At 44.6% G+C, this 25,451-nt stretch carries 23 protein-coding genes; 13 read left to right on the top strand and 10 right to left on the bottom strand.

From position 1 onward, the window contains the following. Positions 1 to 27 precede the first annotated feature (27 nt). The 4 genes from FG24_RS03655 to hemA form a co-directional block, all read right to left on the bottom strand. Entirely contained in the window at positions 28 to 507 is a 480-nt protein-coding gene (locus FG24_RS03655; protein WP_036301138.1) for a BLUF domain-containing protein, read from the bottom strand. 63 nt (positions 508 to 570) lie between these two features. Beyond that, complete coding sequence (prmC, locus tag FG24_RS03650; protein WP_036301135.1) at positions 571 to 1,449, bottom strand: peptide chain release factor N(5)-glutamine methyltransferase; 879 nt, start codon at positions 1,447 to 1,449, stop codon at positions 571 to 573. After that, positions 1,450 to 2,532 carry a peptide chain release factor 1 gene (gene prfA / locus FG24_RS03645; protein WP_036301132.1) on the bottom strand — a complete coding sequence of 361 codons (1,083 nt, stop codon included), beginning with the start codon at positions 2,530 to 2,532 and terminating at the stop codon, positions 1,450 to 1,452. It abuts the gene before it with no gap. A gap of 24 nt (positions 2,533 to 2,556) precedes the next feature. Then, positions 2,557 to 3,801 (bottom strand): glutamyl-tRNA reductase, encoded by a 1,245-nt coding sequence (gene hemA / locus FG24_RS03640; protein WP_036301129.1) that lies wholly within the window; start codon positions 3,799 to 3,801, stop codon positions 2,557 to 2,559. A 117-nt stretch (positions 3,802 to 3,918) separates the two neighbouring features. Here hemA and rpe point away from each other — a divergent pair, with 117 nt between their 5' ends. The 4 genes from rpe to FG24_RS03620 all read left to right on the top strand — a co-directional run bounded on the left by rpe (position 3,919) and on the right by FG24_RS03620 (position 9,702). Continuing rightward, positions 3,919 to 4,629, top strand: coding sequence for a ribulose-phosphate 3-epimerase (gene rpe, locus FG24_RS03635; protein ID WP_019896891.1), 711 nt, complete (start codon positions 3,919 to 3,921; stop codon positions 4,627 to 4,629). Positions 4,630 to 4,751: 122 nt separating this feature from the next. Further along, the gene (locus tag FG24_RS03630; protein ID WP_036301125.1) at positions 4,752 to 5,417 is read left to right on the top strand and encodes a phosphoglycolate phosphatase; all 666 of its coding nucleotides are present in this window, start codon (positions 4,752 to 4,754) and stop codon (positions 5,415 to 5,417) included. A 193-nt stretch (positions 5,418 to 5,610) separates the two neighbouring features. Further along, on the top strand, positions 5,611 to 7,092 hold the full coding sequence (gene trpE, locus FG24_RS03625) for an anthranilate synthase component I (protein WP_036301122.1): 1,482 nt from the start codon (positions 5,611 to 5,613) through the stop codon (positions 7,090 to 7,092). A gap of 9 nt (positions 7,093 to 7,101) precedes the next feature. Beyond that, entirely contained in the window at positions 7,102 to 9,702 is a 2,601-nt protein-coding gene (locus FG24_RS03620) for a bifunctional diguanylate cyclase/phosphodiesterase (protein ID WP_051901418.1), read from the top strand. Between the two features lie 36 nt (positions 9,703 to 9,738). Here the strand turns inward: FG24_RS03620 and FG24_RS03615 are convergent, their stop codons facing one another. Further along, on the bottom strand, positions 9,739 to 10,770 hold the full coding sequence (locus tag FG24_RS03615) for a sulfite exporter TauE/SafE family protein (RefSeq protein WP_036301119.1): 1,032 nt from the start codon (positions 10,768 to 10,770) through the stop codon (positions 9,739 to 9,741). Between the two features lie 147 nt (positions 10,771 to 10,917). After that, the gene (gene moaC, locus FG24_RS03610) at positions 10,918 to 11,400 is read right to left on the bottom strand and encodes a cyclic pyranopterin monophosphate synthase MoaC (RefSeq protein WP_036301117.1); all 483 of its coding nucleotides are present in this window, start codon (positions 11,398 to 11,400) and stop codon (positions 10,918 to 10,920) included. 111 nt (positions 11,401 to 11,511) lie between these two features. Between moaC and FG24_RS03605 the strand changes: the two genes are divergently transcribed. The 5 genes from FG24_RS03605 (at position 11,512) to ahpF (ending at position 16,371) form a co-directional block, all read left to right on the top strand. Further along, positions 11,512 to 12,999, top strand: coding sequence for a beta-barrel assembly-enhancing protease (locus FG24_RS03605; protein ID WP_051901417.1), 1,488 nt, complete (start codon positions 11,512 to 11,514; stop codon positions 12,997 to 12,999). An 8-nt stretch (positions 13,000 to 13,007) separates the two neighbouring features. After that, positions 13,008 to 13,442: a thiosulfate oxidation carrier protein SoxY gene (locus tag FG24_RS03600; protein ID WP_036301114.1), complete on the top strand. Its 435-nt coding sequence runs from the start codon at positions 13,008 to 13,010 to the stop codon at positions 13,440 to 13,442. Between the two features lie 104 nt (positions 13,443 to 13,546). Next, positions 13,547 to 13,864 carry a thiosulfate oxidation carrier complex protein SoxZ gene (gene soxZ / locus FG24_RS03595; protein ID WP_036301111.1) on the top strand — a complete coding sequence of 106 codons (318 nt, stop codon included), beginning with the start codon at positions 13,547 to 13,549 and terminating at the stop codon, positions 13,862 to 13,864. 203 nt (positions 13,865 to 14,067) lie between these two features. After that, a complete protein-coding gene (ahpC, locus tag FG24_RS03590; protein ID WP_036301108.1) occupies positions 14,068 to 14,631 on the top strand; it encodes an alkyl hydroperoxide reductase subunit C in 564 nt (187 codons plus the stop codon). 156 nt (positions 14,632 to 14,787) lie between these two features. Then, positions 14,788 to 16,371 carry an alkyl hydroperoxide reductase subunit F gene (gene ahpF / locus FG24_RS03585; RefSeq protein ID WP_036301105.1) on the top strand — a complete coding sequence of 528 codons (1,584 nt, stop codon included), beginning with the start codon at positions 14,788 to 14,790 and terminating at the stop codon, positions 16,369 to 16,371. A 47-nt stretch (positions 16,372 to 16,418) separates the two neighbouring features. Here ahpF and FG24_RS03580 read toward each other — a convergent pair whose 3' ends face one another. The 4 genes from FG24_RS03580 to FG24_RS03565 form a co-directional block, all read right to left on the bottom strand. Beyond that, entirely contained in the window at positions 16,419 to 16,616 is a 198-nt protein-coding gene (locus tag FG24_RS03580; protein ID WP_369797027.1) for a YgaP family membrane protein, read from the bottom strand. A gap of 93 nt (positions 16,617 to 16,709) precedes the next feature. Further along, positions 16,710 to 18,350, bottom strand: a complete 1,641-nt coding sequence (locus FG24_RS03575) for an NAD(P)/FAD-dependent oxidoreductase (RefSeq protein ID WP_036301099.1) — start codon at positions 18,348 to 18,350, stop codon at positions 16,710 to 16,712. A gap of 110 nt (positions 18,351 to 18,460) precedes the next feature. Continuing rightward, positions 18,461 to 19,117 (bottom strand): HdaA/DnaA family protein, encoded by a 657-nt coding sequence (locus tag FG24_RS03570; RefSeq protein WP_051901416.1) that lies wholly within the window; start codon positions 19,115 to 19,117, stop codon positions 18,461 to 18,463. 4 nt (positions 19,118 to 19,121) lie between these two features. Next, the gene (locus FG24_RS03565; RefSeq protein WP_036301096.1) at positions 19,122 to 20,204 is read right to left on the bottom strand and encodes an AI-2E family transporter; all 1,083 of its coding nucleotides are present in this window, start codon (positions 20,202 to 20,204) and stop codon (positions 19,122 to 19,124) included. 137 nt (positions 20,205 to 20,341) lie between these two features. On the opposite strand from FG24_RS03565, the gene purM reads away from it, so the two are divergent. The 4 genes from purM to FG24_RS03545 all read left to right on the top strand — a co-directional run bounded on the left by purM (position 20,342) and on the right by FG24_RS03545 (position 25,378). Next, positions 20,342 to 21,391, top strand: a complete 1,050-nt coding sequence (purM, locus tag FG24_RS03560; protein ID WP_036301094.1) for a phosphoribosylformylglycinamidine cyclo-ligase — start codon at positions 20,342 to 20,344, stop codon at positions 21,389 to 21,391. Between the two features lie 119 nt (positions 21,392 to 21,510). Beyond that, positions 21,511 to 22,266 (top strand): DUF3108 domain-containing protein, encoded by a 756-nt coding sequence (locus FG24_RS03555; RefSeq protein WP_036301091.1) that lies wholly within the window; start codon positions 21,511 to 21,513, stop codon positions 22,264 to 22,266. Positions 22,267 to 22,462: 196 nt separating this feature from the next. Further along, positions 22,463 to 24,019, top strand: coding sequence for an RsmB/NOP family class I SAM-dependent RNA methyltransferase (locus FG24_RS03550; RefSeq protein WP_036301089.1), 1,557 nt, complete (start codon positions 22,463 to 22,465; stop codon positions 24,017 to 24,019). An 87-nt stretch (positions 24,020 to 24,106) separates the two neighbouring features. Continuing rightward, positions 24,107 to 25,378, top strand: a complete 1,272-nt coding sequence (locus tag FG24_RS03545) for a dicarboxylate/amino acid:cation symporter (protein ID WP_036301085.1) — start codon at positions 24,107 to 24,109, stop codon at positions 25,376 to 25,378. The last annotated feature ends 73 nt before the right edge of the window (positions 25,379 to 25,451 follow it).

The raw sequence follows: 25,451 nt of genomic DNA, 5'->3' as shown, positions 1-25,451 counted from the left end.
ACTGCAAAAGTTTATGTTGCTAATGCGCTATGTGCCGATGTGTATAAATTTTTGTTGTGTTAAGTCGTGTCGATGCCACAGGCCATCCTTAAATGACTCAATCAAGTGGCGTGCGCGACCCTCCGCCATGCCGTTAAACCCAGGATGGTCTTGGTCTAGGTAGTCAGTCAATCCAGTGGCGGACGCCATTTCTTCACGGGTGACATGTTCGTAACTCATGGTCCATTCAGTAAAGCTACGCTGGGTGATTGGCTCTCTGATGAGTTTCACGACGTGGTGGTTGCGTTCATCTAGGCATATTTTTTCGTATAAATTATCGACTAGCTGTTCCTCGCCTTCCAGTACTTGAAAGAAGCAGTCGTCCATATAGAGCAACATGCCAGTGATGCTTTGGCGCTGATTGGCATTACGGGCAGCGTTAAGGAGTGTGAGCAACTCATCGTGCGTCATGTGATGTGTTGCAACGCTGGTGTAAGCTAATAATATGAGTTGATTCGCTTCTGGCATACGTTCTCCAGCGATATTTGGCCTTTTGCTATCAGACAAAAATCTGATGGCTTCGTTCGTGGGTTAGTCCCAGTGAGTGCTCACAATCAGTGGATTCTTGCCTATCGTTACTCTGTCATTGGCACCAAGGTCTTTGATTGTTGTGATGTCAATAAGCCCGCTTTGTGCCATTAAGTCTGCGACTAAATGCGCTTGATTGTAGCCATGCTCTAGCATTAGCCAACCTTGGGGATGTAGATGTAATAAGCCGTTATCTATGATTTCCCGAATGTCATCAAGGCCGTCAGCGCCCGAGGCTAATGCAGACATTGGTTCGAACCTTAAGTCCCCTTGCGTTAGGTGAGGGTCATGTTGCTCAATGTAAGGTGGGTTGCTAACAATCAGATTAAATCTTTCACCTTCCAGTGCTGAGAACCAGTGGCTTAGGCGAAAATCAACCTGCGTTAACGCTAACTGACTAGCGTTACGCTTGGCAATATCAAGTGCAGCGCTAGATGCATCGATGGCGGTTACTTGTGCTTCTGGACGGTGTTGAGCAATCGCTAGTGCAACGGCACCTGTGCCTGTACCTAAATCTAGCACTGAGTAAGGAGCGTCTGCTGGGATTTTGTCTAAAGCAGTTTCTACTAATGTTTCAGTGTCCGGACGTGGGATGAGCGTGTCGGGTGTCACAATCAGGTTTAGGCCGAAAAACTCGCGGTTACCAAATATATAAGCAATCGGTTCACCTAAGAGCCTGCGTGCAAGTAGAGATTCAAAATCAGCCTTTACCTTATCTTGCAGCGCGTCGCTCTCGTGCGCGAGTAACCACGCACGATTCACGCTCAACACATTTTGTAGCAATAACTGCGCTTCAAATTTTGCCTCATTGGCATCTAGTGATAGCGTTTTAATGAGGCGTCGCTGTGCTTCTGCCCAAGTAGTGCGAACAGTTTGCGTCAATTAATTGTCGTCGCCCAAGCTGGCCAATAAATCAGCCTGATGCTCTGCTGACAACGCGCCAATCAACTCGTCCATATCGCCTTCTGTAATGGCATCAATTTTGTATAACGTCAGGTTGATACGGTGGTCAGTAATACGGCCTTGTGGGTAGTTGTAAGTGCGAATACGCTCTGAACGGTCGCCGCTGCCGATTAAGCTTTTACGCTCGCTGGCGATCTTACTTTGCTGCTCATCCACTTGTTTGGCTTTAATGCGCGCTGCCAATACGGCAAATGCTTGCGCCTTGTTGGCATGCTGGCTACGGCCTTCCTGACATTCCACCACAATGCCTGTAGGGGCGTGTGTGAGACGTACGGCGGAATCGGTTTTGTTAATGTGTTGACCACCTGCGCCGCTGGCGCGGAATGTGTCGATACGCACATCTGCTGGGTTGATTGCTACGTCGTTAATTTCATCCGCTTCTGGCAATACGGCTACCGTGCATGCGCTGGTGTGGATACGCCCTTGGGTTTCGGTATCAGGTACACGTTGTACGCGGTGACCGCCGCTCTCAAATTTTAGTTTTGAATAAGCGCCGTAGCCTTCAATTTTGGCGATGATTTCTTTGTAGCCGCCCATTTCACCTTCGTTGGCAGACATGACTTCTACTTTCCAGCCTTGGCGTTCTGCATAGCGAGAGTACATGCGGTACAAGTCGCCCGCAAATAAACCTGACTCATCGCCACCCGTGCCTGCACGGATTTCTAAGAAGATATTTTTCTCATCATTAGGGTCTTTAGGCAGTAGCAATGTTTGTAGTGCAGCTTCAATTGCTTCTACCTTTGCTTTGCCCGCTTCGATTTCTTCTTGTGCAAAAGCTTTCATCTCTGGGTCGCTCAGCATCGTTTGCGCTTCAGTAATGTCAGACTCAGCCTGCTCAAAAGCCCGGTATTGCTCAACGATAGGCGTGATTTCGGCATGTTCACGTGTCAGTTTGCGATAATTGTCCATGTCGTTAGTGATGCCTTCACTACTCATCAAACGGTCAATTTCATCTAGGCGCTCGCTCAAGTTGGCGAGCTTGGTCATCATGCTTGGTTTCATTATGTGTTTCTCAAGTAATACGGCTTAACTTTTAATTTGATATAAATTTTTTAGAAATTCTTCGAGTTTTGCATGCTCGTCACCATGTGAGTTATTGAGTGCATGGCTCGGTGCATGAAGAAACTTGTTGGTGAGTGCAACGCTAAGAGCTTCTAAGGCTTTTTCGGGATGCTCACCTTTTTGCAGCAGTTTCAGCGCTTTTTCCAGTTCAGATTTGCGCATATGCTCTGCTTGATCACGCAGTGCTTTGATGGTTGGCACTGCATCGCGCTTTTTAAACCATTGCATAAAGTTTTCAACACGCGTTGCGACGATCATTTCCGCTTCAACTGCAGCGGTTTGCCTGTTTTCAATACCATCAGAAACCACTTGCGCTAAATCATCTACGGTATATAAAAAGACATCGTCCAACTCTGCAACTTCCGGTTCAATATCGCGCGGTACGGCTAAGTCGACCATGAAAATCGGGCGGTGACGCCGTGCTTTGATGGCACTTTCTACCATACCTAAGCCGATGATTGGTAATGTGCTCGCGGTTGAGGTGATGACGATATCGAAGTTGGCAAAATGCGCAGGTAAGTCGTTGAGTAAAATCGCCTCGCCATTAATCTTATGCGCTAGATTTGAGCCGCGCTCGATACTGCGATTAGCAATCGTCATACTTTTTGGTTTTTGTGCGGCAAAATGATCTGCACACAGCTCAATCATTTCACCTGCGCCAATAAAGAGTACTTTTTGTTCGCTGATATCGCCAAAAATTCGCTGGGATAGCTTTACTGCGGCAGCGGCCATCGAAATAGAATTGGCACCAATGTCTGTGTTGGTGCGGACTTCTTTCGCCACTTCAAACGTGCGCTGAAATAGCTTATGTAACAGGGTGCCCAATGTGCCGGCATCTTGCGCAATTTTAACCGATTGCTTAAATTGACCAAGAATCTGCGGTTCGCCTAGCACCATGCTATCTAAGCCGGATGCCACTCTAAACGCATGCTTAACGGCTTCGTCATCCGGTAGTGTGTAAATGTAGGGGGCGATTTCGGTTGGTTCGATTTTATGATATTGCGATAACCAAGCAAGCGCCTTTTGCGGGTTATCGGTGCTGCAATATAGTTCTGTGCGGTTACAGGTAGACAAAATCGCGGCTTCGGAAGCATCATGCATGGTGAGATCGCGCAGGGCGCTACCAAGATGATCGCTGTTAAAAGCAACATGCTCGCGGATTTGGATGGGGGCGGTTGTGTGGTTCACGCCTATAACATATAACTGCATAAGTGTAATTTTGAGGGATTGGCCTATGTTAAGCAAGAAGCATCATCTTATTAGTGTGAAATAAGGGTAAAATAACGCTTTAAACTGATTAATAAATTTAATTTGACGGATATTGCCATGGATAAAACTTTTAGAATTGCCCCAAGTATTCTTTCTGCGAACTTTGCCAAACTTGGTCAAGAGATTGAAGATGTGATTACTTCAGGCACAGATATCGTGCATTTTGATGTAATGGACAACCACTATGTGCCTAACTTAACGATTGGTCCATTGGTGTGTGATGCAATTCGCGAAACTGCAAAAAAAGTAGGCGCGTTGATTGATGTGCATTTAATGGTTAAACCTGTTGACCGTATTATTCCTGACTTTGCAAAAGCTGGCGCAAACATCATTACTTTTCACCCAGAAGCTTCTGAGCATATTGACCGTAGCTTGGCGATGGTACGTGATTTAGGCTGTAAATCAGGTTTGGTGTTCAACCCAGCTACTTCATTAAGCTACTTAGATCACGTGATGGATAAAGTAGATATGATTTTACTGATGTCAGTGAACCCTGGTTTTGGTGGTCAAAAATTCATTCCTGAAACATTGGAAAAACTAAAATTAGCACGTGCTAGAATCGATGCGTACTACGAAAAAACAGGCCGTCAAATCTGGCTTGAAGTGGATGGCGGCGTGAACGCGCAAAACATTGCAGAAATTGCACGTGCTGGCGCGGATACATTTGTTGCTGGCTCTGCAATTTTTGGTTCACCTAAAGACACTGATGCAAACCGTTACAACACTGTTGTATCTGAAATGCGCGCATCTTTGGCTACTGTAAAATAAATACAGCCTATTTAATCGACCTAGCAACACATCAAGTGATATGACCTAGTTGTTGATGTGTTGTCAGGCGGTTTGATGACTGTGTTTTAATCCATAGTAAATTTGAAGTAAAGTAAATCACCATGGGGTTTAATGTCAAAGCCGTCATGTTTGATCTTGATGGCACATTAGTTAACACTGCGCCCGAAATTGCCTTTGCGGCGAATCAAATGCTTGATTCCTTAGATTTGCCAAACAAATCAGCGGTGCAGATACAAAGCTATATCGGCGAAGGTGCACAAATGCTGATTAGGCGTTGTGTGATGACTCAATCCGGCGTTGAGCCCGATGATGATTTGCTTCATGATGCACAAGCTTTATTTTTTGAGCATTATGCCAACAACGTCACGCGTAGCCAGCCGTATGAAGGTGTGCTAGAAACCTTAAGTCATTTAAAGGATAAAGGTTTTAAGTTAGCATGTGTGACGAATAAACCTGAAAGATTCACGCATCCCTTGCTCGATGCGACAGGATTGGCAGAGTTTTTTGAGGTGGTAGTTTCTGGTGATACATTGCCAAAAAAGAAACCTAGTCCTATGCAATTGCATCATATCTGCAAAACATTTAACGTACTGGAAGCGGAGTCTATGCTGGTGGGCGATTCAGAGACAGATGTTGTAGCAGCGCACGCCGCGGGATGTTATATTGTCACTGTGCCTTATGGATATAATCAAGGTAAAGCCATTGACGAGCGTTTGGTGGATGCAACGATTGTTGATTTACCCGATTTACTTAATTTATTAACCTAGTAGTCTCTTATTAATACATAACTTCAAATATGATGAACGTAGCCGGCGATCATTTTTACAGTCAGATTCTTAGTGGCCCTTTCAGTTGGCGATGCTCTTGGCAAAGCTAATTAAATAGTCATACAGCAGCGTCACTCATAGGTAATCAAGCTGATCCACTTTAAAGAACAGATGATAAAGTTTTAGGAAGTTTATGTTAAACACGATTAATCAAGATGAATTTAACGCCTTGGCAGCACAAGGCTACAATCGCATTCCCCTCGTACTAGAAACCTTTGCAGATCTCGATACACCGTTATCCCTCTATTTAAAACTGGCAAATCAGCCTTTTTCATACTTGCTTGAGTCTGTGCAGGGTGGCGAGCGTTTTGGGCGCTATTCGATTATTGGCTTACCTGCAAAAACGCGGATTGTCGCGTATGGTAGAAAAATAGAAGTGCTGGATGGCGACACGGTGGTGGAGTCCGTTGAAGATACAAACCCATTAGATTTCGTAAAAAGTTACCAAGCGCGCTTTAAAACGCCGCCTTATGAAGGCTTACCAAGATTCACTGGCGGTTTGGCTGGTTATTTTGGCTATGAAACTGTACGCTATATTGAGAAACGCTTAGCCGATAAGGTAAAACCAGATGCCATAAACGTCCCCGATGTTTTACTGATGGTATCTGAGCAATTGGCGGTAGTTGATAATTTAAGCGGTAAACTTTACTTTATTGTTTATGCAGATTCAGCAGAGGCTGGTGCATACGAACAAGCTAAACAGCGGTTAAGTGATTTAGTTTTAAAGTTGAGAAACACAGTCACCATTCCAAAATCTATCGCTACGGATAAAACCGAGGCAACTTCAGAGTTTGGTGAAGATAATTTCAAAGCAGCGGTTAAACGTGCTCAGCAGTACATTTTGGACGGCGATATTATGCAGGTGGTGCTGTCGCAACGCATGTCACAGCAATTTTCTGCGCCGCCGCTATCACTCTACCGCGCATTGCGCAGCTTGAATCCATCACCTTATATGTTCTACTACGACATGGGCGATCACCACGTGGTTGGTGCGTCACCTGAGATTTTAGTGCGCCTTGAAAATGGCACAGTGACCGCACGACCAATTGCTGGCACAAGACCGCGCGGCAAAACCCGCGAGCAAGATATTTTACTGGCTGAAGAATTGCTGGCTGACCCTAAAGAGCGTGCAGAGCACGTACAGTTAATGGATCTTGGGCGCAATGATGTTGGTCGAGTGGCCGTGACTGGTTCTGTTCGGGTGACTGACAATATGATGATTGAGCGTTATTCTCATGTGATGCATATTGTCAGTAACGTAGAGGGCAAACTTAAGCCTGAGATGGATGCGATTGATGTGATTAAAGCAACGTTCCCTGCCGGCACGGTCAGTGGTGCGCCTAAAGTGCGCGCGATGGAAATCATCGATGAGTTGGAGCCAAGCAAACGTGGCATTTATGCAGGCGCTGTGGGTTACTTGGGCTTTAATGGCGACATGGATGTTGCGATTGCTATTCGCACTGGTGTAATAAAAAACAATATGCTTTATGTACAGGCGGGCGCGGGTATTGTGGCTGACTCTATCCCCGAAAGCGAATGGATAGAAACGCAGAACAAAGCGCGGGCAGTGTTACGCGCTGCAGAGCTGGTGCAAGATGGACTTGATGCTAGTTAAGAAAATGTGATGAAAAACATTGCTACTCAATATAAGTCACCAACTTTTAAAGCAAAATTGGTGACTTTTATTTTAGTGGCGCTGGCTTATTTTTTAACAGCCAAACTTGGGCTGATGGTGCCTTACCAAGAGTCTGTGGTTACCATGATGTGGCTTCCCACTGGTATTGCTGTTGGCGCAATCATGCGATGGGGGAGTGTCTGCATCCCCGCTATTTTTGCCGCATCATTACTCGTTGAGTTAACGCTTCGTTTACCCTACTTCACCAGCATTTTAATTGCAATTACAAGCACGTTGGGCCCCACCTTTGCGGCATACCTTCTACCTAAGCTTCATTTTAATTATCACTTAAATAAACAAAAAGATATTTTGCTAATGATGTTGGTGGCCTTGCTTAGCATGCTCGTGAGCGCTACAGGCGGTATCTTTAGCCTATATGTCACTGGATTACTTGCCTCTGAAAGCTTATTAAACATCTGGTTGATTTGGTGGTTGGGCGATAGCTTAGGCATTTTGTTGGCGCTGCCCTTAGTCCTTAATATTGGTAGAAAAGGCACGTTCTCTTGCGATAATCGGTGCTATCAACTGTTAGCCTGGATTATTTTATTTGTATGTATTGAGCTTATTATCGTGAGTTCTGTTCCCGATTTAAGTAAACAATTCATTTTATCCATGTTTGTGATTTTACCCATGTTGATATGGGCATCCATGAGCTTTGGTGTGGTCGGCGGCTCGTTTTTTGTGATTGTTTTATCCAGTATTGCTGTATGGCTTACTTCAAAAGGGATTGGTAATTTTTATAGTCAAAACGTCAGTGAGGGAGTTTTTTCACTGTGGGCATTTATGGTGGCATTGGTGGTCACCATGTTGCTGATTTCTGCATTGCAGTCCGAACGTAATTTAGCACTTAAAACGATACAGAAAAATGACAAGAAGCTACGCGCAGTGATTGATGGCGCGTTTGATGCGATTATTACCATAGACCCGGCTGGGCGACTAGTGGAGTTTAATCCGGCTGCTGAACGTATCTTTGGATACAAAAAAGAAGAGGTAATGGGCAAATCCATGTCGGAGGCAATTATTCCGGCAAGATACCGCACTGCGCATCATGCGGGGCATCGGCAATATGTCGCGTCTGGTGTGACGCATATCTTTAATCAGCGCATAGAAATGGTGGCGATGCGGGCGGATGGCAGTGAGTTTCCGATAGAGTTAACGTTAACCGCTTTAAAAGATGCTGACTTATCTTTAGTGACCGGATTTGTACGTGATATCTCTGAGCAGAAAAAGGCAAGGCAAGAAATCGAGAACTTTGCCTATTATGATGCACTGACAGGTTTGCCTAACAGACGTTTATTGATAGACCGTTATCAACATGCAGTATTAATTGCAGAGCGTGCCAAGAGTTATTGTGGCTTGTTATTTATTGATTTAGATAAATTTAAAATTCTCAACGATACCAAGGGACATGATGTCGGCGACCAATTGCTGATTGAGGTGGCGAAAAGAATACAAAGTACAGTCAGAACAGGCGATACCGTTGCAAGGCTTAGCGGTGATGAGTTTGTGGTGATTTTAGAGAATCTGGACTCTAGCGCTACTGTGGCTTATCAGCAGGTGAGTGATGTTGCGCAGAAGCTGCTGACGGGGCTGAATAAAGCTTACTACTTAAGCTTGTTTGAGTTTGTGACTAGCGCAAGCATCGGCATTACTTTGTTTAATGATAACCAGCTGGCCTTTGAAGACCATTTAAGGCATGCAGACACCGCGATGTACCTATCAAAAGATAGCGGTGGTAATACTTATCGTTTTTATGATCAATTGACGCAAGAGAGCATAGAAAAAAGCTTTGCACTAGAGTCCGCACTTTCCTTAGCGCTGCTTAATCAGGAGCTTTATTTTAACTATCAGCCCATTGTGAATGTAGATAAGCAGGTGGTTGCGGCCGAGGTGCTATTAAGGTGGAGCCACCCGACGTTAGGCGATATTAGCCCTGCCGAGTTTATACCGATTGCAGAAAAAACGAATCAAATCATTAAAATCGGGCATTGGGTGTTGGCGCAGGCGTGTCAGCAGCTGAAAATCTGGGAAGCAGACCCAATCCTAAGTCAAATCAAGTTGTCAGTTAATATTAGTGCTAAGCAGTTTTTATATATCAATTTCGTACAAGAGTTGCGCGAAATACTAGCGCAAACCGCAATCAATCCTGACCAGCTTAAGCTGGAGCTTACTGAAACGGCGGTGATTGATAATATTGAGGATGTGATTAATAAAATGAAGGTGTTGAGGCAGATGGGGGTGAGGATCTCGCTTGATGATTTTGGGATTGGGCATTCGTCATTGGTTTATCTCAAGAAATTGCCTGTCACCCAAATTAAGATTGATCAATCATTTGTGCATGATGTGCTCACAGACTCAAATGATGCCGCGATTATTCAGATGATACTGGCTGTTGGTAAGACCATCCACTGCGATATTGTGGCTGAGGGCGTAGAGCAGGTTGAGCAGTACGAATTGTTAAAAAGCTTTGGCTGTGATTTCTTCCAAGGCTATTACTTTAATCGGCCTACGGATGTTGCAAGTTTCGAAAAGTTAGTCATTAATGGGTAATGACTAACTTGATATGCATCATATATGCATGATTGCTTAATTAAACTTTATTTTCTTAATTAACGAATCTTGGTCGTTATAGTAATAAGCCTCGTAAGATATTTTTCTAAGTGAGTAAACTTTTTCGATAACTGTTTTATGTGCGTCTGCTTGCTGACTAATGACGAAAGCTTGTCTTGTAGGTGTTAAATCAGTAAACGGGATGAGTTTTTCAAATTCAAACCCTTCCTCGTATTTGAACTCAATCGTGTATAGCCAATCATTCCAAGTAAATGCTGCATCAAACCCTTTAGACATGCGCATGATATTAATGCTGGGGTCGTGAGCTTCCTGTATCCGGATTGACGCACTATTCAACATCAGCACCCCTGCGACGACCATCGCCCCATATCCTATTTTGCTAAATAATTTTGTGGTGATTTTGGGGAGTATGGTCTTCATCATGAAGGTGGATATTACTGCGGCAAGCGCTACAGTTAACCCTAGTAGCAGTGCCTTGCTTGTAAATAAGCCTAACCATGCGTACAAGCATAGTTTTATCAGGTGCAGAATAATTTCGTTTGCTGCGCGGGTGGCAACAATCTCCTCTTTTTCTAGACCGTATCGTAAATATACGCCATTAAACAAAACGCCCACGGCGCCAGTTAACCCGGAAATGAGGCCTGCTAAAAACCCTACAGCAGGAAACGACCATGTAAGTTTGTCAGTTTTGTTTAAGGTTTCAGTTGGTTTTTTAAATACATAGGGTAGGTTTGATACTAAAAACAGGGCCATGCAAAATTCGATATACACAGGGTCTAGATGGCTTAACAGGTAGCCGCCGATGAATACACCAGGAATTGCGGTAGGTAGAAAGTGTTTTACTAGAGACCAGCGAATGCTTTTATAAAATAACCCAATTTTTGTAATCGAGCTGATGGATGTTCCCACCGATAGGGCGGCGGGTACTTGTGTCACTGGTAGTGCGAAACCTAATATGGGAATAAGCAAAAGACCCGCACCGCCACCACAAATTAAACTAATAGAGAATGCTACTAAAGCAGCAATAAAAGTAATCAAATAAATCATAACGAATTTTTATACATCATTTGTTTTAGAAAGATAGTCGACACTGACGACATGATTTACATGCATTCTGAACAGAAACAAGTTGAGTCGCAGCAACTAAGTACAGTGGCAAGGTGAGTGTTTTGAATGTCAAAAAATAAACCCATGTTACTTATTTGCGACCCAGTCACCAGACTTTCCGCCATGTTTCTCTAGCAGCTTAATCTCAGAGATTGTCATCCCACGGTCTACCGCTTTGCACATATCATAAACGGTGAGTAAGCAAGCACTCACAGCGGTCAGTGCCTCCATCTCTACACCGGTTTTTCCATAAGTCTCAGTGGTCACTGCGCAGCTGATACTAGATGATGCTTCGTTCACATCAAAGCTCACAGCAATGCGCGTGAGTGAAATCGGGTGACACAGCGGGATAAGGTCAGAAGTTTTCTTTGCTGCCTGAATCGCAGCGATTCTGGCGATACCAAGTACATCTCCTTTTTTGCTGTTGCCAGTTTGAATAAGCGCTAGCGTTGAAGGCAACATGCTAATGTGTCCTGTTGCAATCGCAATACGGTGGGTTTCGGCTTTTTCGCCAATATCAACCATATGGGCTTGGCCATTTTGATCAAAGTGGGTGAGTGGGTTTGTCATATTGTTCAGTCTCTGCGAGTGTGGTCTTAGTGTAAGAATTTGGTTAGGTTGATGCGATATAATTTACGCAGCATTATGAAACATTCAACTACAAACGTTATCATAGTAATAATGAAATTAAATTTATCACCCATTATATTATTAGTTGCTTCACTTCTGCCGACTTCACTAGTTACGACTTCAATAGTTGTCGTTTCACTAGCGTACACGCATCAAGCGGTAGCCAATGAGTTGCCAGACTTAGGCGATGTGTCAGCAACAGTACTGTCGCCATTGCAAGAGCAGGAAATCGCAGAGCAGATTATGCGTCAGGTGGCTGTCAGTGATGATGTGCTAAGCGATGTAGAAGTGTCTGACTATTTGCAAGGACTAGGCGCGCGCTTGGTGGCGAATGGGCCGGATAAACGACAAAAGTTTAATTTCTTTGTGGTACAGGACCCTTCTATTAACGCGTTTGCAATGCCGGGTGGTGTGGTAGGTGTGCATACCGGTTTGATTTTAGCCTCTAATAATGAGTCTGAGCTTGCAAGTGTGCTGGGCCACGAAATTGGCCACGTTACCCAGCGACATCTGGCACGGATGCTTGCTTCGCAAAAATATGACACTTTTAAGAACTTAGCGGGTATTGCTTTGGCTTTGCTGGTTGCAAGGTCAAACCCGCAGTTGGCTACCGGTGCGATGACGACAGCATCTGCTATTGGTGTGCAAAACCAGCTGGATTACACGCGTGATTATGAGCGAGAAGCGGATCGTATCGGCTTGCAGATTTTAGATTCAGGTGGTTTTGATGTCAGGGCGATGCCTCAGTTCTTTAAAACGTTACAGCGTGGTTCTCGTTTTGTTGAGGGCGGCGCACCTAGTTTCTTACGCACTCACCCACTGACCTCTGAGCGTATTGCCGATGTGAGTAACCGTGTTGAGCAAATGCCTTACCGGCAGGTGGCAGATGGCATTGAGTTTCAATATGTTAAAGCCAAGCTACGTGCAATGTTGGGTGTTCCTCAGCCCGCGATTGATTTATTTGAGCAGAATATTCGTGAGCAACGCTATGCAAATGCAGCGGCCGAGCATTATGGGTTGGCTGTTGCTCTGCTGCGAAAAAGCTCATGGGCAGAGGTTGAAAAAGAGCTGGATTGGCTTAAAAAAAATGCGACGCCACACCCAATGATAGAAAGTTTAGCGGCGCGTTTAGAAGTGGCCAGAAATAAACCTGCAGCTGCAGCCGAGAAGTATGCGTCTGGATTACGTGCTTTTCCGGATAATCGTGCTTTAATTTATGGATATGCAGAGCATTACCTTGCGACAAAGCAAGCCGCACAAGCAATTCAACTAGTTAAAATGAAACAGGATTTGTATGTGGATGATGCTTATATGTATGATTTATTGGCTAAAGCTTACAATATGCAAAACAAGGTATTGCTTGGTCACCAAGCGCAGAGTGAGGCCTATTATCGAAAATATGACCTAGCGCGTGCTATTGAGCAAATGGATTTAGCCGCCAAAGCCAATGACGGTGATTTTTATCAGCAATCGATTGTTGAAGCACGCTTAAGGCAGCTGAGGCAAATGATGGGTGACGATAAAAAGCCTAAACTTTAGGAGGTAGCATGCAACGTAGAAGTTTCTTATTGGGAATGTTCACTTTGATTGCGTTAACGCCAGTTAAAGTATGGGCAGCGCTATGGAATCGCCCTGCTTTTGAGGCGGTGAAATTACAGGATGCAACTCAGCATTTAGATGTTGGAGCAGAGGTGCCAAGCAACGACATCGTGATTATTGCGCCTGATCGTGCCGAAAATGGGGCAGTTGTGCAGGTTGAGGTGAGAAGTAATATCGAGCACACCGAGGCGATTGCTATATTGGTAGAGAAGAATCCGACTCCGCTTATTGCCAACTTTATGTTTAGCAATGGGGCTGAGCCATATGTGGTGACTCGTATCAAAATGGCTGAGACTTCTGATTTAAAAGTGGTGGTTAAGGCAGGTAATCAATATTTTACGCACGCTAAAAACATTACAGTATTGGAAAATGGTTGTGGGTAGCTCACTGATGTTAGCTCATGATGACCAGATTCAGCGTTGCAGTCTGATAGTAGCTTCTACCATTTTCTTGGTTGCGTCATTTGGTGTCGTGAAAAGGAATCTGCATGGATAAAAGCATGAAAATGCGCGCCCAACTGAAAGGTGACTATACTGAAGTTAAAGTGTTGATGAGCCACCCGATGGAAACTGGGCGCAGAAAAAATGATGCTGATCAGCTGATTCCTGCGCATTTTGTGCAGCTGTTGACAGCGACATTAAACGGTAAGCCTGTCATAGAAGCGCAGTGGGGTACTGGTATTGCTAAAAACCCATATCTCACCTTTAGGTTAAAAGGTGCCAAACTGGGTGATGTGGTTGAAGTGACCTGGCATGATAATTTAGGCGAAACGGCCACGCAAAGTATTGCAGTGACTCAAGCTTGAGATGATAAGCATCTCTGCTCATATTGGGGTGTTCGCTATCAATCACATTATATATGCCTTAAGTTTAGGCGCCTTATGATAAATTTAATTTATCAATATCATTAAAATGATATATTGGATTTATTGCAGTAAATCTCTATAATTCAAATCATGAATTTATAGTTCTATTAACCAATTTTTTAATCAATAGATAGGAAAAAACGATGTCATTAATTAATACACAAGTTCAACCATTCAAAACAGAAGCTTTCCACAATGGTAAATTTGTTGAAGTAAGCGATGTAAGCATGAAGGGTAAATGGTCTGTGGTAATTTTTATGCCAGCAGCATTTACTTTTAACTGCCCAACCGAAGTGGAAGATGCTGCTGACAACTATGCTGAGTTCCAAAAAGCAGGTGCAGAAGTGTACATCGTGACTACAGATACACATTTCTCACACAAAGTGTGGCACGAAACTTCTCCAGCAGTTGGTAAAGCACAATTCCCATTAGTGGGTGACCCAACACACCAATTGACACGCGCATTTGACGTGCATATCGATGCAGAAGGCCTAGCATTGCGCGGTACTTTCGTGATTAACCCTGAAGGCGTGATTAAAACTGTAGAAGTACACAGCAACGAAATCGCACGTGATGTAAAAGAAACACTACGTAAATTGAAAGCTGCACAATTCACAGCGGCTCACCCAGGCCAAGTTTGCCCAGCTAAATGGCAAGAAGGTGCTAAAACATTAACACCATCATTAGACCTAGTAGGTAAGATCTAATTATTGGCTTAGGCAATGTAATGCTGCGCTAACGAGCAAACATCTCTTAGCGCAGTGAAATAACAAGGGCATTATTCAAAAGATAATGCCTTTATTTTAAGTAAAGTTGGTTGTGTTATGTCGCAACCAGATGAGAATTTAAAGAAGAGAGCAATCATGGCATTAGAAACCGGTATCAAAACCCAATTGCAAACCTATTTACAGATGTTGCGTGAGCCGATTGTGTTGGCTGCCTCATTAGATGAAACGCCAGCAGCCCAAGAGATGCGTGAACTGCTGGAAGAAATCGCGAGCATGTCAGACAAGATTACGCTGACCATGGAAGATGATGCGCGTAAACCTTCGTTTGCTGTCAAGCGTGGTGCAAACCATACCGAGGCACATAAGGCGGTAGGCGTGCGTTTTGCTGGTATTCCTATGGGCCATGAGTTTACCTCTTTAGTGTTGGCGCTACTTCATACGGGTGGGCATCCGATGAAGCTAGAGGCTGAAAAAATTGCACAAATTGCCGCGCTTGAGGGTAGCTTTCACTTTGAGACTTACATTTCGCTAACTTGCCATAACTGTCCCGATGTTGTGCAGGCGATGAATATGATGGCGGTGATTAACCCCAACATTACCCATGTGATGATTGATGGTGCGCTATATCAGGATGAAGTGAAATCCAGAGAAATTATGTCGGTACCAACTGTCTACTTAAACGGTGAGGTATTCGGTGCCGGCCGTATGGAGTTGGACGAGATTTTGCCAAAAATTGATGTAGGTGCAGTTGCACGCGAGGCGAAAAAATTAGATGCACAAGCACCTTATGATGTATTGGTGGTAGGCGGTGGCCCAGCAGGTGCCTCAGCAGCCGTTTACGCAGCACGTAAAGGCATACGCACGGGCATCGTAGCGGATCGTTTTGGTGGGCAAGTGATGGATACGCTTGGTATCGAAAACTTTATTTCAGTGAAAGAAACTGAAGGGCCAAAGTTAGTAATGGCATTGGAGGAGCATGTAAAAAGCTATGATGTGGATATCATGAATTTACAGCGTGCTGTTGCATTAACTGAGCCTGGTAAGCATGGTAACAAAAACGATGATCTAATCGAATTGAAGTTGGAAAGCGGCGCAACTTTAAGAAGTAAATCTGTGATTCTTGCCACGGGTGCGCGCTGGCGTGAGCTGAATGTGCCGGGTGAAAAAGAGTATCGTGGTAAAGGGGTTGCTTACTGCCCGCATTGCGATGGTCCATTGTTTAAAGGCAAACCTGTTGCCGTGGTAGGTGGCGGTAACTCAGGGGTCGAGGCAGCGATCGATCTAGCTAATTTTGTTGGTCATGTGACTTTATTGCAATTTGATACTGAATTAAAAGCAGATGCGGTATTGCAGAAAAAGCTACGTACATTGAGCAACGTGACTATCATTACCAGTGCGCAAACAACAGAAGTCACTGGTGATGGCAATAAAATGAATGGGCTGACCTATACCGACCGCGTCACTGGTGAGTCTAAACATTTAGCGTTAGATGGCGTGTTTGTGCAGATTGGTTTAGTGCCTAATAGTGATTGGTTAAAAGGTACTTTGAATTTGAGCAAGTATGGTGAAATTGAAGTGAATCATCATAATGCAACATCGTTACCCGGCGTGTTTGCCGCTGGCGATGTGACGACGACTCCATACAAACAAATCATTATTGCCATGGGTGAAGGTGCCAAAGCTTCACTAGGCGCATTTGATTATTTGATTAGGCAATAAGAAGTTACAGGCAATAAACAAAGGCGGCTTGCGGGCCGCCTTTTTATTTATTCATGCTTGGTTTTGCAGGTGCTCATACCTAGTAAACCGTAAGCTGGGCAAAAGTTAATCAGCCCTGTTGCTAGCGGCACTACACCAATCCACGCCCAAACTGGACCGTTGGCAAATAATACCCATGCAATTAGGGCGAGCCCTACAACAATGCGTATTGTGCGGTCAACTCCGCCAATGTTAGCTTTCATCATGCAACTCCTATGAGTAAACACTCACTAAAAAGTACAGAATGTTCAGTGTACGCTCAACTTGTAGTACATGAAAGTGGCATGATGCATATTAGTTTAGTGAGTATTAGCAGAGATGCTAAGGGCTACTGCCTCGGCCACTTTGATACCATCAACCCCTGCTGACAGAATCCCGCCTGCATAGCCAGCACCCTCGCCACATGGATATAAACCCTTGGTGTTAATGCTTTGCAATGAGTCATCGTCACGTTTAATGCGAATAGGGCTAGAGGTGCGTGTTTCTACGCCGGTTAGTACGCCGTCCGCAAAATCAAAGCCTTTTACTTGTTTAGCAAATTCAGGGATAGCCTCACGGATAGCGCTAATTGCAAACTCTGGTAACACGGAGGCTAAATTGGTGAGATGTACACCTGGTTTGTATGAAGGTGTGACTTCACCAAACTGGGTAGATGGTTTGTTTTGCAAAAAGTCGCCGATTAACTGCCCTGGCGCGTGGTAATTGCTACCGCCAGCGACAAAGGCCTGACTTTCCAATTGGCGCTGCAACTCCATACCTGCCAGCGGATGGCCTGGGTAATCCTGATCGGGTGTGATGCCCACCACAATGCCAGCGTTGGCATTACGCTCGTTGCGGCTATATTGGCTCATGCCATTAGTCACCACGCGGTTAGGCTCTGATGCTGCAGCCACCACCGTGCCGCCAGGGCACATACAGAAACTGTAAACCGAACGACCGTTCTTGGCATGATGCACTAGCTTGTAATCAGCTGCGCCAAGCTTAGTCAGTAAGTCCTCACTGTAGCTCTTGCCGTATCTGGCTTTGTCGATGATAGATTGCGGGTGCTCAATACGGAAGCCAATCGAGAACGGTTTAGCTTCTATATAAATACCACGCTTGTGAACCATTTCAAACGTATCGCGTGCGCTGTGCCCTACTGCCAACACCAAGTGGTTGGTAGCAAGGCGCTCACCAGTTTGCAGCACCACGGCTTGCACCTGATTATTTTCAATTTCAATGTCATCGACACGGCTTTCAAAGCGGATTTCACCGCCTAACTCAGTAATGGTTTTACGCATTTCCTCTACCATGCCCACTAGGCGGAAGGTGCCGATATGTGGGTGGCTGACGTACATGATTTCTTCTGGCGCACCGGCTTTAACGAACTCTTGAATCACCTTGCGGCCATAGTGTTTAGGGTCTTTAATCTGGCTGTAAAGCTTGCCGTCAGAGAACGTGCCGGCACCACCTTCACCAAACTGCACGTTGGATTCAGGATTAAGCGTACTTTTGCGCCATAGTCCCCATGTGTCCTGCGTACGCTTACGCACCTCTTTGCCGCGTTCTAATACGATCGGCTTAAAGCCAGATTGCGCCAAAATTAGTGCGGCAAAGATACCAGCTGGGCCAAAGCCGACAATGACTGGTCTTAATTCGGGTGTAGATGCAGTTGTTGCAACAACCTTATAACTAGTGTCAGGCGCAGGTTTAATATGTGCATCTTTGCGAAACTTCGCTAAGATTTTTTCTTCGTTTTTGACTTCTACATCAAGGCTGTATACATACAAAATGGCATGCGATTTACGTGCGTCTACGCCGCGTTTGAATATATCAAAGTGAATCAAATCACTTTCTGGAATTTCCAAGCGTTTAAGCAATGCTGCTTTAATTTCATCTGCTTGATGGATGAGCGATTGAGCGTTTTCAATCGGGAGTTTGACTTCAGTAATACGTAACATAGGTGGTCACTTTAATAGGGGGAGTGTTTATCTGCCAATAGTGAGATTTTACAGGAGATTGAATCAAGCGATAAAGTGCTGATCATCACCTGCTATCGTGTCCATGAGACTTAAGTTTCAAGATTCAATTGTAATAATTTTTTCAGCATAGGCACGGTCACAGGTTTTTTCTCAGTGAGCGACCACACATCCAGTGCATCCAATACTGCCATCAGTGTGGGTAAATCACGACGCAGGTAGCGTAGGCAGTAATCAACCACCTCGTCTGGCAATTTCATGCCACGCTCTTTTGCATGTGTTTTAAGCGCTTGGGCTTTTTCTTCATCGGTCAGTGGGTGCAATTGGTAAACCAAGCCCCATGCTAGTCTGGTGGCTAAGTCATCACGCAGGCTCATTTGTGTTGGTGCTGCAATGCCGCTTGAAATAAGGATGCCGCCAGAAGCGCGTAGTTGATTGAATTGATCAAACAGCGCGATTTGCGCTTCCTCATTTAATAAATGCGTATCGTCTGCAATAAAAAGCGGTAATTCGGATTGTGCTGCAATGCGTTGACAGGCTTGTAATAGGTGAGATTTTCCACTGCCCTGTGCACCCCATAAGTAAATAAAACGGGCTTCTTCTGCGTAAGTGAGTGCTTGCTTTAGGCTATGCAGCGCTTCAGCATTCTGACCTACAATGAAGTTATCCAACGTTGGCGGCGCCAACGGCTGAATGTCGAGCAATAATTGCTTGGTCGGAGATTTGTAATGAAGATCCGTACTGTTCATGCGGTTAACCTAAGTAAAAGCTACTGCTAAGATATTTTTGTTTTGCGTGCCTAAACCCAACGGCTATCGCGGCTGATACCGGCAGCGCCAATAGCACGCCTGCAAAGCCAAATAACTGGCCGCCAGCCATGAGTGCAAAAATGACAACAAGCGGGTGGAGGCCGATACGATCCCCTACTAGCCATGGGGTAAGTGCCATGCTTTCAACGAGTTGCCCCAAGCCAAATACGACTAACACTGGAATCAGATCGCCGAAGTTGCCAAATTGTAAAACACCGGAAATCACAGCTAATGTTAAGCCTAAACCAAAGCCTAAGTAGGGAATAAAGCCCAGCAAGCCAGATAACATACCAATTGGTAGTGCAAACTCTAGCCCTGCCATCCATAAACCCGTAGCGTAAAATATGCTCATTAGCACCATTACGGTCAGTTGCCCACGTAAAAACTCAGCAAGTACGGCGTCGATTTCAGAAGCAATTTCTTGTGTTTTGCCAATTAGTTGCCGTGGTAGCAATGCACTAATTTTCTGCATGAAGATATTCCAATCTAGTAGCAAATAAAATAGTACGAGTGGGATGAGTATCAAATTAGCGAACCAGCCAATTACTGCCATGCCGTGATCACTTAAGCTAAGTGCAATATTTTTAGCAAAATTCCCTGTGGTTTTCCAGTTTTCAGTGAGGATAGCTTGAATCTGTGCAGGGTCAATTTCGGCACTGACACCAAAGTTCTTTTGTAACCAAGGTTCAAGGTTCGCTTTGGCTGCATTTAAATAAGCGGGAATCTTTTGCGAAATCTGTACAAACTCATGCTGCAATAATGGAATCATGATTAATACGATGATTATTAATACTGCTAGCAGAAACAAAAGTACCAGTAATGTGGCAATGCTACGGCTTGGTCTAAATGAAATTTTGCTTTGATGACTGCCTAATTGAAGGGCTTCAATTTTGTTGACTAGCGGGTTGGCAATGTATGCCAAGATTGCCGCAATCAAAAAAGGCGTAAGTATTGGACCCAGCAGATAAATCAGGCCGAAAACCGATAAAACAGCCACCAGCCAAACGGTATTTGTGTGTTTGTTCATTCTGCGCTTTCAGTAAAGTGTGGCTGTTTTGCAAAAGCCTGCGTTTTCACGCCTTCAACATTTCAGATAACTAAGCATTTCGGTTAAAATAACATTATAACGATAGAACACACTTTTTGTAGAAAGCGAGAACCCCCTTGAGCGCCAATAATTCAGATAAAACTTCAATTAGCTACCGCGATGCTGGTGTTGATATTGAAGCGGGCGATGCGTTAGTTGAACAAATCAAACCGTTTGCCAAACGCACGATGCGTCCAGAAGTATTGGGTGGTATTGGTGGTTTTGGCTCATTGTTTGCTGTGCCGAAAAAATTTAACGAGCCGATTCTAGTATCAGGCACTGATGGCGTAGGTACAAAGCTTAAGTTAGCGTTTGAGCTAAATAAGCACGATACCGTAGGTATCGACTTGGTGGCCATGAGCGTGAATGATATTTTGGTACAGGGTGCTGAGCCGTTGTTCTTCTTGGATTATTTCGCCTGCGGTAAATTAGAAGTTGGTGTTGCAGCGCAAGTGATTAAAGGCATTGCTGAAGGATGTGAGCAATCTGGCTGCGCATTAGTTGGTGGTGAAACTGCAGAAATGCCAGGCATGTACCCAGCAGGTGAGTACGATTTGGCAGGCTTTGCAGTAGGCTGTGTAGATAAAGCTAATTTGATTAATGGCACGACCATTGCCGCGGGCGATGTGGTATTAGGCTTGGCTTCAAGTGGCGCGCACTCAAACGGTTACTCACTGATTCGTAAACTGATCGAGAAATCAGGCATTGATTTTGAATCTGACTTCCACGGTAGAAAATTCAAAGATGTGGTGATGGCACCAACACGTATTTATGTGAAATCTTTATTGAAACTGATTGAAGCAATGCCAGTAAAGGGCATGGCACACATTACAGGTGGCGGCATTACCGAAAATATTCCACGCGTATTGCCAGAAGGTTTAACTGCTGAAATCAAGGCATCTGGCTGGGAATTGCCACCGTTGTTCCAATGGTTGCAAGCACAGGGCAATATCGTACCGAGCGAAATGTATAAAACTTTCAACTGTGGTATTGGCATGGCGATTATCATGGCGAAAGAAGACGCTGCTGCGGCTAAGGCATTATTAGAGGCTGCTGGTGAAACAGTGTTTGAGATTGGTCATATTCGTGCACAAAATGCAGGCGAAGCGCCAACCATTGTGATCTAATTGTTTTAGAAAAAGCTGCTTGTTGAATAATAAAAGTAAGTGTGTAACAACAGCTTATGTAACGAAAATGAGCCTGATGCGTTGAGCGTGATGTGTCTTAAAATCAAGGATTTTTAGTGATGAATCGAATCAAAGCATGGAACTTGTTATTTTGTTTGTTAATTGGCGCAGTAGCGTTAGCACCACAAGCTGCTTTATCTAAAACGAAAGCCTCTAAAGAAGCGGTTTCAACCAGTCCTTTACCGAAACGTATTCAGGCCACTTATGAAGTGACTAAAAATGGCGAGCCATTTGCTAATGTGCATGAGCTGTTTGTCATCACTAAAAATGCCTATACGGTAGAAAGCACTACCAAAGGACTAGGTGTTTATGCCTTACTGGGCGAGCGTAAATTAAGTAGTGTGGGCGTTATCACGGCAAAAGGTCTGCAGCCCACGCATTTTGAATTACACCAAGGCAACCATAAAAAGAAATCATTATTCACGGATTTTGATTGGGCAAAACGCAGTCTGGTCATGACCATTAAGGGTAAGCAGGAGACAGCTGAGCTTAAAACTGGTACGCAGGATTTAGCGAGCTATGCTTACCAATTTATGTTTATGCGCGCATCGTTAAAAAATACGATTACCGTGCCACTGACCACAGGTAAGAAACTCAAGCAGTATCAGTATAAAGTGAACCCCGAGCAAAAAATCATTGATGGTGCTGGCGTGCAGTATAAAACTCTGCATTTAACACCAGCAGAGAAAGACGCATCAGAAACCAAAGAGCTTTGGTTGGCAACAGAACATTATTACGTGCCAGCGCGCATACTGATGATTGATGATGACGGCCATAAGCTAGAGCAAACCTTAACGGAATTGCGTATCGAATAGTGGCCTAATGGCTGGACTATGTACCAAGTAACTAATAACTAGACCTAATGACTAACTAATTAAATAACTAAGTAATTAAACCACTCAGTCACTACATTTAAGTCACTCGTTATTTTAAGAAACCAAGTGATAAGAATTCAGGTTCTAAGAAACTGAATTCTAAGTAACTACAGAAAACAATACAAAGAGAATCAATATGACGCCTAATTTAATTCGGCAAGCTGCAATCGTTTTATCTAATCTACTCACGTTTAGTAGCCCTGCTGATGCGAAGTTAAGTGAATTTTTTCGTAATAATCGTGATTTAGGTACCAAAGAGCGCGCATTTGTGGCGGAAAGCGTTTATGGCGTATTGCGTCGTCTACGTTTCTTAAGCACAGTGACTGCTAATGATGAAAATGACCCTGACGATGCACGTAAATTGATTTTAGCTTGGCTATTGCGCGTGCAAGGTATGAGTATTCGTGAGTTAGAGCCGATGTTGAGCGAGCAGCAGAAAGAATGGGCGCATCTAATTAAAGCCAAGTCTACGGATAACTTGCCGTTGGCGGTGCAGGCCGATGTGCGTGACTGGCTGTGGGATAAGTTAGTTGCACAATATGGTGAGGCTGAAGCGCTGACGATTGCCCGCAGTATGCATGAGCAAGCAACGTTAGATTTGCGTGTGAATACGATTAAAGGCACGCGTGATGAAGTGATGGCAAAATTTATTGCTGAAAATACCTCAGGTGAAACTAATGTGACTAAAACCCCTTATTCACCGATTGGCCTTCGTATGCCAAATCGTATGAATATTGGCCGTCATGTGTTGTTTACTGAAGGCAAGATTGAGGTGCAGGATGAAGGTAGCCAGTTGTTGGCACACTTGGTTGCGGCCAAACGCGGCATGATGGTGGCGGATTTCTGTGCTGGTGCCGGCGGTAAAACGTTGGCGATTGGTGCGCTCATGCGTAATACCGGCCGTTTGTATGCGTTTGATGTGTCTGAAAAGCGCCTACATAACTTAGGGCAGCGTTTAAAACGTTCAGGTTTAAGCAACCTGAATGCACAAGTGATTAGCAGCGAAACCGACCCTAAGTTAAAACGTTTAAATGGCAAGTTTGACCGCGTGCTGGTGGATGCACCTTGCAGTGGTTTAGGCACTTTGCGTCGCAACCCTGATCTTAAATGGCGCCAAACGCCTCAGGATGTGGCCGAGCTAAATGTTAAACAAACCAATATTCTGGCGCGTGCAGCTAAGCTGACTAAAGTAGGTGGGCGTTTGATTTATGCAACCTGTAGCTTGTTACGCGACGAGAATGAGCAAATTGCAGAGCAGTTCTTAGCCATCCACCCAGACTTTAAATTGCTAAATGCCGCGCAGATTTTGGCGCAGCACCAAATTGAGCTGGATACCGGTGATTACCTGAAATTGCTGCCGCACTTACATAATACTGATGGCTTCTTTGCGGCTGTATTTGAGAAGCTGGATGCGGCAACTGCACCGGTGCTAAGTGCTGACAATGAGGTTGAAGCTACACCTGAAGTAACACCTAGCCTAGAGGCCGAATCTACTTTAGAGGCTGTTCCAGAGGTTGAAGAAGTGGCTGCAGAGGAAGTGCCAACTAAAACCGCTAAAGCAGCGAAAAAGACAGCTGTCAAAAAAGAGCCTAAGCCTAAAGTAGCTAAAGCGCCAAAAGATGACAGCGCCGCGAGTACTAAGGTAAGCAAGGTAAAGGCAAGCACGGCTAAAACAAAAGCAGTTAAAGCCTAAATCAGATAGGGTAAGATTAAAAATCTTACCCTTTTTTTATTCAGTAATCGCGCCCCGGCGCTTTTTCTATGTAAAGGCTTTTGTTGTATGAAGTTACCCAGCCTCAACCTCCAGATATTATTTGCAGCCATTATAGGCGTTGTGGTGGGGATGTATTTCCACACATTAGGCACTGAACATCAGCTGGTAAAGGCTGGTCTCTATACCGCTGGATTAGCCGGCACGTTGTTTATTGATCTGCTTAAAATGATATTAATACCACTGGTATTTTGTTCAATTTCAGTGGGAATTGCCAATTTACGCGCACATCAGCAAATGCATCGTGTGTGGGTCACTACGCTTATTTACTTTACAGCAACCATGATGATTGCGATTAGTTTAGGGTTACTGGCGGCCAATTATTTTAAGCCTGGCAGTGGCTTACATATCACGATGTTTGCAGAGGCTATGCAGGGTTTTGAAGCAAAGCAATTGCCTTTACCTGAGTTTTTTGCACAGTTCTTACATGGTTTGTTTATGAACCCGTTTGACGCTTTAGCGAAAGGTAATGTGCTCGCTGTTGTTATGTTTGCGCTTATTTTGGGTGTGGCTTTGGTGGTTGGCGGTGAGCGCTTTAAGCATTTGCATCTACTGTTACAAGAAGCGCTAGACCTCACGATGTTGATTGTGAGATGGGTCATGTATCTGGCACCTCTCGGTATTATGGCGCTTTTGATTAGATTGATCGCGGTGCAGGATGTTGCGATGTTGAGCACACTAGGTAAGTTTGTTGCTGTTGTCGTTGGTGTTACCTTGTTGCACGGCGTGGTGGTGTTACCTCTGGTGCTATATGTAATAACGCGAAAATCACCATGGTGGTTTTTTCAAGGCTCACGCGAGGCTTTGTTGACAGCATTTGCAACGAGTTCAAGTTCTGCTACCTTGCCTGTGACCATGCGCTGTGTGACGCAGCACCTACATGTAAAGCCAGAAATAGCAGGCTTTGTGGTGCCGTTGGGGGCAACGGTTAACATGGATGGTACAGCGCTGTATGAGGCGATTGCCGCCTTATTTATTGCTAATCTGGTTGGTGTCGAGTTGAGTTTTATGCAGCAGCTGATTGTATTTCTTACAGCAATGATTGCTGCCGTGGGCGCGCCAGGGATTCCCAGTGCAGGGATGGTCACCATGGTGATGGTGTTGCAATCGGTGGGCTTGCCTGCCGAAGCCATCGCGATTTTGTTGCCGATAGATCGCTTATTAGATACTTTGCGAACTACGGTGAATGTGCAGGGTGATATTGTCGGTAGCTTGGTGGTGCAAAAATTAGTTGCACAAAAACTTACCGTGGAAGCACCGAACGCCTTGGCTACTCATTAATAAGTGGCCTTTCATTAATTCATGATGTGAGTTTATGTATGGACTCACGTCTAATTGCTGTAGCTTTGTAGAG

The organism is Methylotenera sp. L2L1 (assembly GCF_000744605.1).
Taxonomy (GTDB): domain Bacteria; phylum Pseudomonadota; class Gammaproteobacteria; order Burkholderiales; family Methylophilaceae; genus Methylotenera.
Note: the sequence above shows the minus strand (reverse complement) of the source record. Positions and strands in the feature narration are given on the sequence as shown.